Source organism: Anabaena sp. FACHB-1237 (genome assembly GCF_014696225.1).
Lineage (GTDB): Bacteria > Cyanobacteriota > Cyanobacteriia > Cyanobacteriales > Nostocaceae > FACHB-1237.
Genome location: NZ_JACJPV010000047.1, coordinates 1 through 15,697, shown reverse-complemented (window position 1 = coordinate 15,697; position 15,697 = coordinate 1). Strand labels below are relative to the sequence as shown.

The 15,697-nt window shown below is 33.9% G+C and carries 12 protein-coding genes; 1 reads left to right on the top strand and 11 read right to left on the bottom strand.

Annotation, left to right across the window (positions count from 1 at the left end; translation table 11 throughout):
- Window positions 1–138 precede the first annotated feature (138 nt).
- The 11 genes from plsY to H6F32_RS17340 all read right to left on the bottom strand — a co-directional run bounded on the left by plsY (window position 139) and on the right by H6F32_RS17340 (window position 11,001).
- Window positions 139–822 carry a glycerol-3-phosphate 1-O-acyltransferase PlsY gene (gene plsY / locus H6F32_RS17390; protein ID WP_190370562.1) on the bottom strand — a complete coding sequence of 228 codons (684 nt, stop codon included), beginning with the start codon at window positions 820–822 and terminating at the stop codon, window positions 139–141.
- A 56-nt stretch (window positions 823–878) separates the two neighbouring features.
- Window positions 879–2,045, bottom strand: a complete 1,167-nt coding sequence (locus tag H6F32_RS17385) for a DUF3086 domain-containing protein (protein ID WP_190370561.1) — start codon at window positions 2,043–2,045, stop codon at window positions 879–881.
- Window positions 2,046–2,247: 202 nt separating this feature from the next.
- Window positions 2,248–2,475: a hypothetical protein gene (locus tag H6F32_RS17380; protein WP_190370560.1), complete on the bottom strand. Its 228-nt coding sequence runs from the start codon at window positions 2,473–2,475 to the stop codon at window positions 2,248–2,250.
- Between the two features lie 265 nt (window positions 2,476–2,740).
- A complete protein-coding gene (locus tag H6F32_RS17375) occupies window positions 2,741–2,962 on the bottom strand; it encodes a hypothetical protein (protein WP_190370559.1) in 222 nt (73 codons plus the stop codon).
- Between the two features lie 107 nt (window positions 2,963–3,069).
- Entirely contained in the window at window positions 3,070–3,345 is a 276-nt protein-coding gene (locus H6F32_RS17370) for a MoaD/ThiS family protein (RefSeq protein ID WP_190370558.1), read from the bottom strand.
- A gap of 95 nt (window positions 3,346–3,440) precedes the next feature.
- Entirely contained in the window at window positions 3,441–4,745 is a 1,305-nt protein-coding gene (gene thrC, locus H6F32_RS17365; RefSeq protein ID WP_190370557.1) for a threonine synthase, read from the bottom strand.
- 196 nt (window positions 4,746–4,941) lie between these two features.
- Window positions 4,942–5,859: a M23 family metallopeptidase gene (locus tag H6F32_RS17360; protein WP_190370556.1), complete on the bottom strand. Its 918-nt coding sequence runs from the start codon at window positions 5,857–5,859 to the stop codon at window positions 4,942–4,944.
- A gap of 300 nt (window positions 5,860–6,159) precedes the next feature.
- The gene (locus H6F32_RS17355) at window positions 6,160–8,106 is read right to left on the bottom strand and encodes a TolC family protein (RefSeq protein ID WP_190370555.1); all 1,947 of its coding nucleotides are present in this window, start codon (window positions 8,104–8,106) and stop codon (window positions 6,160–6,162) included.
- 133 nt (window positions 8,107–8,239) lie between these two features.
- Window positions 8,240–9,799, bottom strand: a complete 1,560-nt coding sequence (gene kaiC / locus H6F32_RS17350) for a circadian clock protein KaiC (RefSeq protein ID WP_190370554.1) — start codon at window positions 9,797–9,799, stop codon at window positions 8,240–8,242.
- 75 nt (window positions 9,800–9,874) lie between these two features.
- Complete coding sequence (kaiB, locus tag H6F32_RS17345; RefSeq protein ID WP_190370553.1) at window positions 9,875–10,189, bottom strand: circadian clock protein KaiB; 315 nt, start codon at window positions 10,187–10,189, stop codon at window positions 9,875–9,877.
- Between the two features lie 194 nt (window positions 10,190–10,383).
- A complete protein-coding gene (locus H6F32_RS17340) occupies window positions 10,384–11,001 on the bottom strand; it encodes a KaiA family protein (RefSeq protein ID WP_190370552.1) in 618 nt (205 codons plus the stop codon).
- A gap of 759 nt (window positions 11,002–11,760) precedes the next feature.
- Between H6F32_RS17340 and H6F32_RS17335 the strand changes: the two genes are divergently transcribed.
- Window positions 11,761–15,003 carry an ATP-binding protein gene (locus H6F32_RS17335; protein ID WP_313926664.1) on the top strand — a complete coding sequence of 1,081 codons (3,243 nt, stop codon included), beginning with the start codon at window positions 11,761–11,763 and terminating at the stop codon, window positions 15,001–15,003.
- Window positions 15,004–15,697 lie beyond the last annotated feature (694 nt).

Here is a 15,697-nt window from a genome sequence, read left to right as displayed (position 1 = left end):
AGAAACTACAGCCAATTTATTACAAACAAATAACTTTGAATACTAGATATTAAAAACCTTATTTCCTGAAATTCCAGTTTTTTCCTTAACAGATATTCTCAACCCAGATTATTTACCATAATCTGAATTAATCTCAATTTAGACTTGTTCAGTGCGAGTTTCCAGTTCTAGTTTTTGCCCGATTTTCGGTTCTGTGCCTGCGAGTATTCTTGCTATATTACTCTTATGACGGAAAATTACATATAATCCACCAGTAATAGTAAATAGAAGATAGGCTAATGGCTGTTGGAATAATACGATAAATAGGGAAACAGCGATCGCTCCTGTAATAGAACTTAATGAAACTATTCTTGATACACCAATAACCAATAAAAATACACCCAAAGTAGCTAAACCCACTGGCCAGCACATAGCTAATAATATTCCTAAGCTGGTAGCTACCGACTTACCACCACTAAAACCTAAAAATATAGATTTACTATGTCCTAAAATTGCTGCTGAACCTAAAGATATGACTATCCAAGGTTTCCATAATTCTAAATTAACTGTAGCAGGAATTAAATTTTGACTAGTGGTAAAATTCAATAAAGCGTAAATTAAGGAAATTGAGAATACACCTTTTAAACAGTCAATGAATAAAACGAATATTCCTGGACCTTTACCTAAAGTTCTTAACACATTTGTTGCTCCAGTTGAACCAGAACCCATTTCGCGGATATCAATTCCTTTTAATACCTTACCTACAAGATATCCCGTAGGAAAAGAGCCTAAAATATAGGACAGAATAATTGTTAAACTACAGAGAATTAACCAACTTAGCATAATCTTTCATCAAAGAATTAAATGTTACTAATTATCAATTATCCATTGTCAGTGTACTAAAATTCATCATCAAAATCCTTCATCATTTTAGGATCAGGAGCGAACGCTAACCACAATGGAAATTGCAATAATCCTAAACTAATTTGTTCTTCAGAATCATCAATAATAATCAAAGGTAATTGATTAGCCTTCACCAGTCTATCAGCTTTTTGGGCTAAAGCTGTGGGAGCTTCAAATAATATTACTCCCTTATCTGGCCCAAATTCTGGTCTTCCAATTCCCAAACAATCTTGTAAACCGCGTCTCCATTCTCCTAAACGTTCCGGTGTATTAGCTAGAATTAATGCCCGAATGCGATCGCCATATAACTTATATAATATCGAAATTGCTGCTGATGCAATCAAAACATTTTGTAATCTACTCCCCATTGTTCTAATTGCTCCTCTGCCACCTAAGCTAAAAAACCAATTACTAACTTTTTCGGCGTGTATAGGTTCAAAAGTTCTTCTTAATTGCCATGCAGGTCCATAGTAATCTGGTTCATTACGATATTGATCCATTAACCTGCGAATTTTCTTACTTGTTTCTTGAAATTGTTGTTGTGCGAATTGTATAGTTTCTGCCTCTGTTTTTACAGGTTTAAACTCTTTTATAACTGGTCTTTCTCGTTCTTTTTCTTTTGTGACTTGTACCAGTTGTAACTGTTCCGCAGCAGCAGCCAAGTCTTGTAAACTACCTGTAAGATAATCTTTAAACCCTTGAACACGAATTGCTAAGTCTTGAGACGTACCCGCAAAAGTTGTTTTCATCTCATTACGTATTCTTTCCTGTCTGCGTTCTAACTGTTCTACAGTTATTTGTAAAGTTTGTTTACGTTGTTCTAACTGTGATAATGAATCTTGAACTATCTTTGTTAATGCTGTTTGGGTTTCTGTAATTTGCGATTGTAAGGTTTTATAAATAATTTGCAGATAATCAATTTCTGTTTGTAATTCTATCTTTTTTTGTTGCAACTGTTCTAATTCTGAAGTGGTTTGTGTTAAAACATCCTCTGGAGTTATTTCAGTCATTATAGGAGTTTCTTGAATTAATACTGGTTTTAAATCGCCTGTAGATTCTTCTATGAGATTGTGATCAAGAAGTTGGTTTTCTGAAGGTTGTACTTCTATGTTTTCCAACCATTCATTAAGCAAGTCTTCATTTTTAGAGTCATCTGGGTTCATAATTTAGGATCTGAATTATTTGTTTATGTATCTATAAAAACAAGTATAGAATCTGCCATTGTACTAAAAACACGACAAATATTATTGTATCATAAATTGGCGAATTATCAGAGGTCAGGAGTCAGCAATTGTCATTTTCCCCTTGTCTGAGCGTCAAACCTTTAATTTATATGAGTTTTACATTTATTCAGCAAGCCCTAATTTAATTGTTTAGTATTATTGTAAATTTACCATCCTTAATTTGCACAAGAATAGATTCACCTTGACGCTCTCTTTCTTTTGTAAACTCAAGTGGATAGCCTGAAGTTTCCCTACTATCGAGCTTGACTTTTTCTAATCCTTCTAATACTGTAGTCCGTGATGAATTGTTAGATAAAACTTTAATAAAAGCCTGGCCATTGCTGATTTTAGGTAAGCTAATGTGCAGCACTCACTGTATAATTAAAAAACCTCAAGTTACAGTAGCACAAGCATCTTGCTTGTATTAATTATTCAAGTTAAAGGCACAACAGCTTATGATTTGTATTTAGTTGCGATAGCTGCGCTCGCCTAAGGCATCGCTAAACTATTACAGCAGTTTCCGTTATTATGAGGTACAGATGTTAATGATAAAACCCTTGTAACACAGGCATCTTGCTGTGTTCATAGTGTACTTCATGTAGATGGAATGTGCTGCAAATGACCAGTATTTCAGATTATTGGATTTTTATTTTCATACCCTGATTCAGCAACGCCAAAGCCTGAGTTGCATCATAGCTGGTTGCAGTAAGCCAACTAATACCTCCTCCCCATATTTTATCTGATTTTTGGGCAAAAGGTTTAGCTTGTAATGTTTCTCTAAACCAGGGTATGACAATTATTAAACGTTTACCTTGAGTTCGGTCTTGAATCCTAGTAGCACAAGAATATTTTACCACAAAGTTCCAATATTCTTACCATAGAGGTGTGACTTTGCACAGTAAGCATAAGTGGGTAATTGTTAGCTTTTAAGTTACTGTTAATTAACCCCATAAAGCTAAAAGTATTAACCTCCAGCAACAGCCGGAACTATACTAACTTCATCCCCATCTTGTAAAGGTGTTGCTGTATTGTCCAAAAAGCGAATATCTTCGCTATTAACATAAAAGTTCAAAAAGCGTCTAGGTTTTCCATGTTCATCGCATAAACGTGCTTTAATTCCAGGACAAGCTGATTCTAAAGAATCAAATAATTCACTAATATTACTACCACTACATTTTAAGGTAGCCTGGTTATTGGTAAATTGTTGTAATGCTGTGGGTACTAAAACTGTTACGGCCATAATTCAAAAATTAATTCTCTGGTTTGTTGTTTGTTGTCTCTTGTTGTTCTGGTTTGTTAGTGTCTGGGATTTATTGTTGCTAAACCCCACAACTTTTACACTAGAACTTGTTGCCACTCTAAACGCTCAAGTGTCCGTGATCTTTCTAAAGCCCTCTCAAAGCTGTCTAGTTTAGCTTCAATTGTTAATGGTTCGCCAATGTAACCTTGTAACGCTTCCTGGGTTTTTAAGCCATTACCAGTAATGTACACTACTGTTGTTTCATCTGGATTGATTTTACCAGCTTCTACTAATTTCTTCAAGACAGCAATGGTTGTACCACCTGCGGTTTCGGTAAATATACCTTCGGTTTCTGCTAGTAATTTAATACCTTCGATAATTTCAGTATCGTTAACTGATTCAATATTACCGTTGGTTTTTTGAGCTATTTCTACAGCATATACGCCATCAGCAGGGTTGCCAATAGCTATGGATTTTGCTATGGTGTTGGGTTTAACTGGTTGGATAAAGTCTCTTCCTTCTTTAAATGCTGTAGCAATGGGAGAACATCCTTCCGCTTGTGCGCCACTAAAACGCACTTCTTTTCCTTCCACTAAGCCTACTTTGGTAAATTCTTGGAAGCCTTTATAAATTTTTGTGAATAGTGAACCAGATGCTAATGGTGCAACTATATGATCTGGTAGTTCCCATCCTAACTGCTCCGCTACTTCAAAGCCTAATGTTTTAGAACCTTCGGAATAATAAGGACGTAAGTTAATATTAACGAATCCCCACCCGTGTGTATTGGCTACTTCTGAACATAAACGGTTTACTTGATCGTAGTTTCCTTTGACAGCCATCAAGGTAGGACTGTATATTAAGCTACCTAATACTTTACCCGCTTCTAAGTCAGAGGGAATAAATACACAACAGTCTAAACCTGCATGGGCAGCGATCGCTGCGGTAGAATTAGCTAAGTTACCTGTACTGGCACAGGAAACTGTGGTAAATCCTAATTCTCTAGCTCTACTCAATGCTACTGATACTACCCGATCTTTGAAGCTCAGGGTAGGCATATTCACGGCATCATTTTTAATATAAAGTTTATTTAGACCCAGACGACGGGCTAAACGGTGGGAACGTACTAAGGGAGTCATTCCTGTTCCCACGTCTATATAATTATCTGTAGCTACGGGTAAAAATTGACGGTAACGCCAAATGGAGTTAGGACCTGCTTCTATAGTTTCTCGACTCACGGACTGACGCAAAACATCATAGTTATACTTAACTTCTAATGGACCAAAACACAATTCACATACATGAGTCGCTTTTAGTTCGTATTCTGCGCCACACTCTTTACACTTGAGAGATTGAAGAATGGAAGTGTTTGCTTTGTTTAAGTTTGCTATCGCCTGAGTCATAAACTTATTTTCCCTGTATATCCGTCAACTTTGAAAAAAATACTAGCATGGCTGATTTTTCATGTCAAACATATCCGACTATTTTTGTCGGGATTTATCAGTAAACGAATAAAACGAGTAAAATAAGTTACTTAATTTACTCGTTTTCTGTGTTAATTTTTGCTCTTGATTCCTGGAGATCACAAACCTCACAAGTTCAATTTTTACCCGTGTTTTTCTTTGTTAAACCTGTTAAATAGTTTTTAGGATCTTTTGCCTCCCATCCTAAGCCACTACTAAGGCGAATCTCAAAATGTAAATGTGGTTCACTGGATGTTGGTTTTCCTGTAGTTCCTACTGTGCCGATGATGTCACTTTTGTTAATTCTTTGTCCTAATTGCACTTTGATACTATCTAACTGAGCATAACGGCTTTGTAATCCATTAGCATGGTTAATAATAACTAATTTCCCATAACTACCTTGTTCTTTAGCAAATACTACAATACCAGGAGCGATCGCTTGTACAGGACTAGCTACAGGTGCTAATAAATCTATACCACTATGAAAGAATACATCTTTTGTTTTATTATCTATTTGCCAACCATATCCTAAACCAATATTTATCTCATTCTGTAAAGGATAACCAGTAATAGTGGTAACATTTGCTGATAATGGTGTTGAATTATAAGAATTAACTGCTAAACGCTGAACTACATCCCCGGAAACTATTGGTAAAAAAACAAACTTAGGATTTTTTTGACAACCATTAATTTCAAATACTGTATCTTGACGAACTTTATATTTTGTAGCTATTTGTCGCCAAGTTTGATTTTTGGGAACTTCTACCACAATACCATTATAGGGAGGAATCTCTAATTGCGTACCTGCACTGACTACACCATTTCTTACTGATGGATTAAAATTGATGATAGTTTCGGGTACAAGGTTATACTGTTGAGCTATAGTTTCTAATGTTTCACCATTCACTACTTGATGACGTTGAACACGAGCTAAAGCTGGAATTGGACAGTTTGCAACATTACCATAGGCATATTGAGGTAATAATACTAGTGATAATATTCCTAGTGCACTAATTGAAGTGCCAATTAATATGCGGTGATAGTAAATATTCATGTTTACAAGTCATGCTTACAAGTCATGTTTACAAGGGTAAAAAATAACAACTTCCTCAATATTGACTAACAAATACTAATTAGTAAGCTAATGTGCAGAACTCACTGTATAATTAAAAAACCTGAAGTTACAGTAGCACAAGCATCTTGCTTGTATTAATTATTCAAGTTAAAGGCACAACAGCTTAATGTGTATAGTCAACACTTTTTTATACTTGTCTATGAGCATATAATTAACAAGTTGGTAATTGATAATTGGGGAAAAATCACCAATTACCCATCACCCATCATCAGTTACCCATTACTGACTAACTGACTTTACACCCCTTTGTGTCACATATCTTTGCAACTCTGTCAATGCTCTATTGTAGTCTAATATAGCTTTTATATGATTCCCTTCGGAGCGAGTTAGGTCATTTTCAGCGTTAATAACATCTGTTTGTGTACCTACACCTGCTTGAAATCTTAATCTTGCTAATCTTAGAGATTCTTTTGCCTGTTCTAATGCTACTTTTGATGTTTGTACGTTCTCTAAACTAGATAATTGGGTAGAGTAGGCTTGTTCTACTTGGAAGCGGATTTGATTGCGCTGCTCGGAAAATTTGGTTTCAGCGATCGCTATATCCGATTTTGCCTGTGCTGCTTTTGCTCTTGCTGACCCGCCATCATACAAACTTAAAGTAGCTTGTACTCCTACTGAATAACCATCACTTATACTAGTGTTATCATTGAATTGGTCTAATACATCATATCTAGCCACTAAACTAACTTGGGGTCCCAAAGAAGACATCGCCTGTTTTCTTTGGGCTTCACCAATATTCCGTTGAGCTAGATTTTGTTGTAACTCAGGACGGTTTTGATAAGCTAAAACAATACTTTTTTCTAGGGAATGTTGCCATAGACCTGCTAATTTTACTGGATCTGCGGCACTAATGCTCATAGATTGGGGTAAATTTAACAATGGAACTAAACGACGACGTGCAATTTCTCGGTCAGATAGGGCATTAGTTAAGTCCTGTTTAGCATTAGCTAAACTCACCTGCGATCGCAACACATCAAACTTAGTTCCTACGCCAGCCCTTTCTAAAGCATTAGCATCCTTTAAACTAGCTTCAGAATTTTTCACAGCCGAGTCAGAAATTCTTACCTGTTCATCAGCTTGCTGCAAATCATAATATGCCTTAGCTACATTCAAGCGGATTTCTTCAGACTGTCTTTCCACTTCTAACTCTTGTACTTTAATACGTTCTTCAGCCTCCCGAATTACTGCATTACGTTTTCCTGAAGTATACAGATTATATGTTAACTGCGCCCTACCTGTAAAATCAGTATTAGAAGGAGCATCTCCAACTGAAGGATTTGTATTTTTTTCTTGATCGTACCGCAAAGAAGTTACAGCACTACGGCTATTCTCCAAAGTAGCACTTAAATCTACACTAGGTAATAAAGCTGCCTGCGCTTCCTTTAATACTGATTTGCTCTTGTTTAATTCCAACAAAGCTCTTTGTAGATCATTATTATTTTTCCTGGCCAGTTCTAAAGCCTGTTCTAGCGTCAAAGGCTGATTTCTCTGTATTTTCACTTCCTCATCTTGAGTAGGAAACAACAAAGGATTAGGGCTAGGATCTAAACTATTAGAGACTTGGGTAGCTTCTGGAGTATCTGCTGGTTTTTCCTCCGTATTACCAGGTCTTTGTGTAGTATCACTAGTTACTGGTTTATCTTGAGCATTATTAGTTATAGGTACAACCTTTTCTGATGGATTTTCAGGCTCGGAAGAAGGTATAACAGTTTTTACCTGAATAGGAACAGTAACTTGAGATATCGAGGAACCCAGAGATGTTGGTAATTTACAACCACCTGGGTTTTTCCCAGACGACAAAGAACAATCATTATGGGATTTATTAGCAATATTTACAACTTTATCGTTATTGTTTATCCATAATTTTACTGAATTTACATGGTCATTCTTATTTGTCATAATTACAGGTAAAATTGTTTGTTTAACTGCAACTACAGCACTTAAATCATCATCAGATCCCCAGGAGGAACCAGTTGTCATTTTACTACTAAGTGGTAACTTACTAGAAGTAGATAGATTTCCACCATTAGTAGAAACTACCATACCAGAAGGGTAAGTTGGCTTTACTCCACTTACTGTTACAGAATTAGCCAAAGCTGGCTGAGTTGTTAATATTGCTACCGTTACACCGGGCAAAAAACAATGGAATATTTGTTGTCCTTTCACCGCATCCCCTCACACAAGAACATTAATTTGGCGGTAGTATACTTGTCTTCTCCACAGAATATAGCACAATATTCGGATTTATGCACAAAAATCGCGCTATTAATTATTTTTGAAGATATTTTACAGCATGGTATTAACCATCAGAACTGTGTTTTTCTTCAAATCGTTTTACGATTCGAGAAAGTTCTGTTTTCTCATCTATAGTAACGCGAGTAGGAGAACCACTAACAATTCTTTCATATTGACGGAAAGAATCCTTAATATCAGGACCATCTGCCGTAATATTGTATTCTCGAATGCCCTTATCATGCCAAGAACCTCGCATTTTAAATACATTAATTGCTCTGGACATTTCTCCCCTAATTTCTACATATTGCAACATCAAAATTGTATCAGTAATGGTAGAAATATGAGAATCAGTAATAGAATGAGAACCCATAAATTGATCAGTGGTATTAGTAAAGAAACCAGTAATCTCCTCTTGTTTAGCATAACCAGTAACACCAATGACAAACTGACGAAAAGCGTTATTTGTCACACCTCTAGCAAGTGCTGATAAAGAATCAATAGCAATGCGAGCAGGTTTAAAATTATCAATTTCTGTTTTAATAATCTGAAGGTGATCCTCTAGTCCTGTAGATTCAGGATAGGTACAAATTATCTTGAGTAGACCCTGATGTTCTAATTCTTCAAAGTCTATACCCCATGAAGAAGCATTGCGAGATAATTGAGCGCGAGATTCTTCATAAGCAAATAATATGGCACGTTCACCATTAATACAACCATCTTGAATAAATTTACTAACTAAGAGAGTTTTTCCTGTTCCTGTTGCTCCTGTAGCTAAAATAATAGAGTCTTTGAAAAAACCACCACCACACATTTCATCTAATGTTTTGACTCCTGAAGAAACTCGGACATTGGATGATCTTTGGGTTAAGCGCATAGCTCCCAAGGGGAAGATATTTACGCCAAAATTAGTGATAGTAAAGGGATATTCTCCCTTCATGTGAGTTGTTCCTCTTAATTTGAGAATTTCGATAGTGCGACGACGACGTTCTCCCTCTAAAACATTTCTCACAATTACAACGTTATCCGAAACAAATTCCTCAACTCCAAAAGATGCTACCGGTCCGTATTCTTCGCTTCTTTCTGTGGTAATAACTGTGGTGACATTGAGTAATTTTAATCTAGCTACCAAACGAAATATTTCTCTTCTTACCACACCAATAGATTCATATTGTTGAAATACTGCTGTCATGGAATCTATGGATACTCGTTTGGCTTTATATTTACGAATAGCATATTGTAGTCTTTCAATTAATGCTGATAAATCAAAATTACCGATGATATCTTGACCTTCGGGATCTGGGGATGCATCCAGGATGAATAGTTTACCCTCTTCAATTAAATTTTGTAAATTCCAGTTAAAAATATGAGAATTTTTAATAATATCACTAGGTGATTCCTCAAATGTAACAAATACTCCAGGCTCATCAAAATGGGTAATTCCATTATATAGAAATTGTAGGGATAATAGAGTTTTTCCTGTCCCTGATGTGCCACTAACTAATGTGGTTCTACCTATTGGTAATCCGCCATGACTAATATCATCAAATCCCTCGATCATTGTACGAATTTTCTCTACACCCATATAAGGTGTATTTTGTTGTTCTGGTTGCTCTTTTGTAGTCATTGCTAATTAAAGGTAAATGATTAAATAATTTTATTAAAAAACAATTAAGTTTTCCAAGTCAACTAATATTGTATGTTATTCTTCTTCACTTTCCTCGCTTAATTCTTCATACAATAAATCTAATCCTATTAATACTCGTTCTCTGTCAGTCAGATCGCCAATAATTTTGCGAACTGGCGGAGGTAATATTTTAGATAATGTTGGCGTAGCTAGGATTTTATCTTCTTCAGCAACTTGAGGATTTTTTAAAACGTCAATTACTTTTAAAGCATAAATACCTTTAAATTCTTGGTCTAAAATGTTTTTGAGTGTTTTTAACGCCCTAACGGAATTAGGTGTGTTGCCAGCCACATAAAGTTTAAGAACATAATTTTTTCTGGGTGTATTCATGATGTGAGTTTCAAAATATGAAATATAACAGGGAATTGAGGATTCAGGAGAGCAATCAGTTGAAAGATGGAGGAGTAAGTGCTTTTTACTCCACACCCCACACTCATAATTATCACCTGATAAGTCAGGTTTAGCAAGTTACAGGTAAATCATTTTTGTTAATACAAAATTCAATAGCACTCATAATTATCACGTTATGATTCAGGTTTAACCAGGGAACAACGGTATAATTCACATAAGTTCGCTAAAATATCAATTAATGTGAGCCGATAGTCTAATAATGTTTCATCGCCTCTTCCCTCTAATTTTAATTGTTTAGCAAATTCGTCAATTATTTCCATGTGCATTTCTATAATTTGTGGCACAGGAATATTAGCACAAAATAAGATGTTAATAAATTTATCAATTTTTTCTGGGATATTTTTGTCATTGAGAAAATAATTGATCATAATTTCTTGGTAGTCTGATTTGATATTAGCTAATATTTCTGCTTGTTTGAGATGAGTCATATCATGGAATTTTTGTATTTCTTGATCATGACTAACTGCAAAAAAATAGGTTGATGGGCATTGATCATAGATATTTTGTGATAATATTGCTGGAATTAGGCATATTTTAGCAAATAATATATCCCCAATAATTACTTGATGCAAGTAGTGAGTAATTATAGTAATTATCTTGGTCAATTTATTTGTTTGTTGCTCCCAAATATTAAGGATAATATCAAATATATTTCTCCATATTTGGGAATTATATGGATAAATTATGCTTAATTTATTGCTTCTTGGTAATAGTAGTATGGGTAAAAACATTTATCTTCAATAATGAGAACAATTAAAAATAAAAATTCAAAGAATTAACACTTTGATTATAACATTTTACAGATTTATGGTGTATCCTAATTTAAACTTAGACAAAGATTAATGTCATTTAACCTATGTAAATATATACGAATATAAGTAAACTTAGATATTTTTGTAAATCATGAGACTAGAAAAAGTTAGATCATTTAACTTGATAATTATATCAGATTCTCCATTACTTTAAGAAGTTAGCAATCTTTTTTTTATAGATCGTTTATTAATATATAAATATATATAAATATGTATAAGTATGTATAAGTATATATTAATATGTATGAGGTTATTTGACAAATTGATAGGATACTTAAACTAAATTAATGAAAAGTATCATTCCAAATCATTATAATTCCTCAAGGTTCTAAATTGAATATTTAAAGCCATAATTGTGTTAGTTAAGTAATCTGACAAAATATAGTAGGAGTCAAGAAGGTGCAGGGAATCTCAAAAGCTGATAGGGGTAAAGTGAATAACTGAACTCCTATATCTGATTACTAATCCAAGTTGTTAGTTATAACTATAAACCTTTTTTATTCCCCTAAATCCCCCTTAAAAAGAGGGACTTTGATTGATTTTCCCCTTTGTAAGCATTATCGGATGCTACTAATTTATGCCGACAGAATGTTGATTAAGTTGATTAAACTGAGTTTGTTAATAGTGAAGGTTAGGAAAATATTAGAAATGTAGTAGAAATATCGAGGTTTGATGACAATGTTAGAATACCCAATTTATAAATTAATCAACAGAGTACCGATATGTTTAGAGAGAGTATCTTTAGCAACGGTATTAGAAATATTTAAAAGCAAGAAATGCGATCGCTTAGTTATTCTTAATGACACACAACAACCCATTGGGTTATTGTATGCTGCACGTTTATTACCCCAACTTTTATTAACTAGTAACAGTCGGGAATTTCTGAACTTACAATTACCATTATCATCACTAGATAAGTCCCTAATTACAGCACCAGAAATTATTAAAATAACAGATAACTTAGAGCATCTAAAATCTTCTTTACAGTATTTAGCCACAGTAGAAACATCAGCAAAAAATAATTTAGATTGGACAATAGTAAATGAGGAAAGAAAATTTCTGGGATTATTAAATATTAACTACTTGTTGGAATTATTAATTTGCGAAAAAACTCCCAGACATGAAAAACCACAAGTAGGGAATCAATTGGTAATTAAACAACCCATTAATGCAGCAATAGTTAATTTTTTAAATCAACTTCCTTGGCCATTAATGTTACAAAATAGTCAAGGTAAAGTAATTATTCAAAATCCTGCTTGGTGGCATCAATTAGGAATATCAAAAGATCCAGAAGCACTCAAACAAGAAATAGAATCTCTTCTTACCCCAATATACAATCAATATTCTCATCCTCAATCCCTATCTAGCAAAATTCCAGCTAGTGATGAGATGATTTTTAGCAAAAATATACAAAAAAAATCCTCTCCTTCTTTAAAATTTGGATTACCACTATTACAAGAACCACCCCATAATCTCAAAATAACTTCTAATCGTTGTACTTTTGATAATAAAGAAGGTATTTGTACTTGTATAGTAGAAATTAACAACGGACAAGAACAGATTTGGCAATTTGCAAAAGTTCCCCTAAATAGTAATCTAAATAGTAATATTTGGCATCCAGAAAACTACGAACTAGATATTTTAGATATTACAGAAGAGGATAATTATAGTCAAGAAAATATGTGGTTAATCTTAGCAACAGATATCACCGAACAACAACAATTATGTCAAGAACTAGCAGCGAAAAATGCTGATTTAATCCAACTAAATCGCCTCAAAGATGAATTTTTATCCTGTATTAGTCATGAATTAAAAACACCATTAACCGCAGTTTTAGGACTATCTAGATTATTAGTAGATCAACAATTAGGCCAACTAAATGAACGTCAAGCACGGTATGCAGAATTAATTCATCAAAGTGGTAGACATTTAATGAGTGTCGTTAATGATATTTTAGATTTAACCCGTATGGAAACCGGACAAATGGAATTAACATTAACCCCTGTAAATATTCATAAAGTGTGCGAAAGGGCTTTATTAGAAGTTGAAAATATTTACAATCAAATTAACAAAAATAAACAAATATCTCAGCCAGGAAATAATAATAATATATCCCATCAACAATTTACTTTAGTCATTGAATCAGAACTAGAAGAAATGATAGCAGATGAATTACGTTTACGGCAAATGTTAGTGCATTTAATATCTAATGCTTTTAAATTCACAGAAATTTCGGGAGAAGTTGGTTTAAAAGTCAATCGTTGGGAGGGATGGATAGCTTTTACAGTTTGGGATACGGGAATTGGTATTCCTGAACATCAACAACATTTAATTTTTCAAAAGTTTCAACAATTAGAAAATCCTTTAACTCGTCAATTTGAAGGAACTGGTTTAGGTTTAGTTTTAACTAGGGCTTTAGCACGTCTTCATGGCGGAGACGTGAGTTTTTTATCCCGTGAAGGTAAAGGAAGTCAATTTACTTTGTTATTACCTCCCCATCCTTCCCAAACGATGATCAAGAATTATCAAAAAAGTGAAGAATCTAGTGGAGAATTTAGTTCTATATCGGAAAAATTTACTACTTGTAATCAACATCAAAATCAACCTATTTTTTCCCCAAGATTAGTATTAATTGTGGAAGCTGTAGCTAGATATATTGAAGATTTGACGGAACATTTAAAAGGCTTAGGTTATCGAGTAGTAATTGCCAGATCAGGAACAGAAGCATTAGAAAAAGCGAGACGTTTACAGCCACAATTTATATTTTTAAATCCTTTATTACCTTTACTTTCTGGTTGGGATGTATTGACTTTATTAAAGTCTGATTTATTAACTCGTCATATTCAGGTTATTGTCACTGCTACTGCTGCGGAAAAAGAACAAGCAGCCACAAAAAAAGCCGATGGATTTTTAAATTTACCTGTGAAATATGAGTTACTGTCATCATTGTTAAAAGACTTAACTACATTGCAACTACAAACTGCGGAACTAGAAAATGAAGAGATTTTTACCAGGAAAGTACCTTTGAGAATTTTGCGGTTAGTAAATGCAGAATTGGATACTATAGAACTTTATCCTTCTTTGCGAGAACATCGAGTAATTGAAGTGGATGATTTAGAACAAGCTGATTTATTAACGAGGGTATGGCAATTTGATGTGGTATTGTTGGATATACCTGTAAATATGGCACAAAGTTATTTAGACAGATTTCCTAAATATCCCAAGTTGTTAAATATTCCTTTGGTAACTTGTGATATTGCTACTACTTTAATGGCTTCGCAAATTCCTGGACTTTCAGTATTTCCTTGTTTAAGTTTATTAAACCATGATAAGTCTGAAAATAAACAACATCAAGAAAGTAAATATAAACAAGATACTTTATCATCAGTATTACAAATTGCTGCGGGTATTTGTAGTCCCATAAATATTTTAGTAGTTGATTTGAATATGGTAGATGATTTAAGTAAGAATGTAACTACTAAAATAACTACTAAAAAATCTCGATCTGGTAATGTGAAAAATCAACGTGGTAGTCATTGGTTTCAGGCTTTAGTACAATATTTAAAAACTGCGGGTTTTCAAGCTAATATTGCGGTTTCTTGGTTGGAGGTTTTACAACAAGTTAGTCATCAAACGGTGGATTTATTATTGATTTATTTAGGGGAAAATGATATTAATAGGGAGATGAAAAAGGCTATTGATAAGTTGGCAAACTTACCATTTAATTTACCTCCTATTTTGATTATTGATCAAGCTAAAAAATCACCAATTGATAAAAATGTATGTTTGGAAGGTTTGGTAAATGTGTTAACTAAACGCACGGGAAATATTGCAACTCAGGTTTTACCGCGTTCTGTTTCTATGGAGGATTTGTTAATTAAGATTAATCAATGTGTGGGTGTTAAGCAGGATGAAAGGTAGTAAGCTAATGTGCAGCACTCACTGTATAATTAAAAAACCTGAAGTTACAGTAGCACAAGCATCTTGCTTGTATTAATTATTCAAGTTAAAGGCACAACAGCTTATTATAGCAGGGAACTATATTAAATATTAAACTATAAAACCATAAAACCAATATTTTTGTAGCGGTTTAGGATTGATGATAATGTGAATTTAATGTAAAAATCATAGCCTAACTGGGAATAAATTCCCAGTCTCATAGCGAAAGTCATCTAAAGATGACTAAATAAGCAGAAAATGTTTTCAATGGTTTAGTTTACTTTAGTAAATTTTTGTTATTAGCCCTGAAATATGGCTAACGCCACGCTAGGCTATCATTTATAAGCGAGTATGTAAGCTAAATAAATACGCTATCTATAGCTTAATTTAAAATCAATAAGCATTGGTGAACCTATAACTATGTTGTGGTGAAATGGGTTAATTTATCAAAAGTTGATATATGTGTTAGAAAAAACGACACAACAAACTCGGCACTCTTTTATCCCACATTCCGCACCCCAAACTGTCACAGAGGGAAATTACGTAGAGAAAAAATTAAAGGGAGCATCAAAACAAACATATAAAGTGAAAAAAGGCATTTGAGAAACAGTAAATCACCAAAAACGTCATCAAAACCTATTCTCAATAAGAACCAATAAGAATGCACACCACCTGG

Bases quoted from the DNA above. Each gene is read 5' to 3' on its own strand.
- thrC (WP_190370557.1), bottom strand. From the start codon at position 4,745: ATGACTCAGGCGATAGCAAACTTAAACAAAGCAAACACTTCCATTCTT.
- H6F32_RS17335 (WP_313926664.1), top strand. From the start codon at position 11,761: ATGTTAGAATACCCAATTTATAAATTAATCAACAGAGTACCGATATGT.
- H6F32_RS17370 (WP_190370558.1), bottom strand. From the start codon at position 3,345: ATGGCCGTAACAGTTTTAGTACCCACAGCATTACAACAATTTACCAAT.
- H6F32_RS17385 (WP_190370561.1), bottom strand. From the start codon at position 2,045: ATGAACCCAGATGACTCTAAAAATGAAGACTTGCTTAATGAATGGTTG.
- H6F32_RS17360 (WP_190370556.1), bottom strand. From the start codon at position 5,859: ATGAATATTTACTATCACCGCATATTAATTGGCACTTCAATTAGTGCA.
- kaiB (WP_190370553.1), bottom strand. From the start codon at position 10,189: ATGAATACACCCAGAAAAAATTATGTTCTTAAACTTTATGTGGCTGGC.
- H6F32_RS17340 (WP_190370552.1), bottom strand. From the start codon at position 11,001: ATGTTTTTACCCATACTACTATTACCAAGAAGCAATAAATTAAGCATA.
- plsY (WP_190370562.1), bottom strand. From the start codon at position 822: ATGCTAAGTTGGTTAATTCTCTGTAGTTTAACAATTATTCTGTCCTAT.
- kaiC (WP_190370554.1), bottom strand. From the start codon at position 9,799: ATGACTACAAAAGAGCAACCAGAACAACAAAATACACCTTATATGGGT.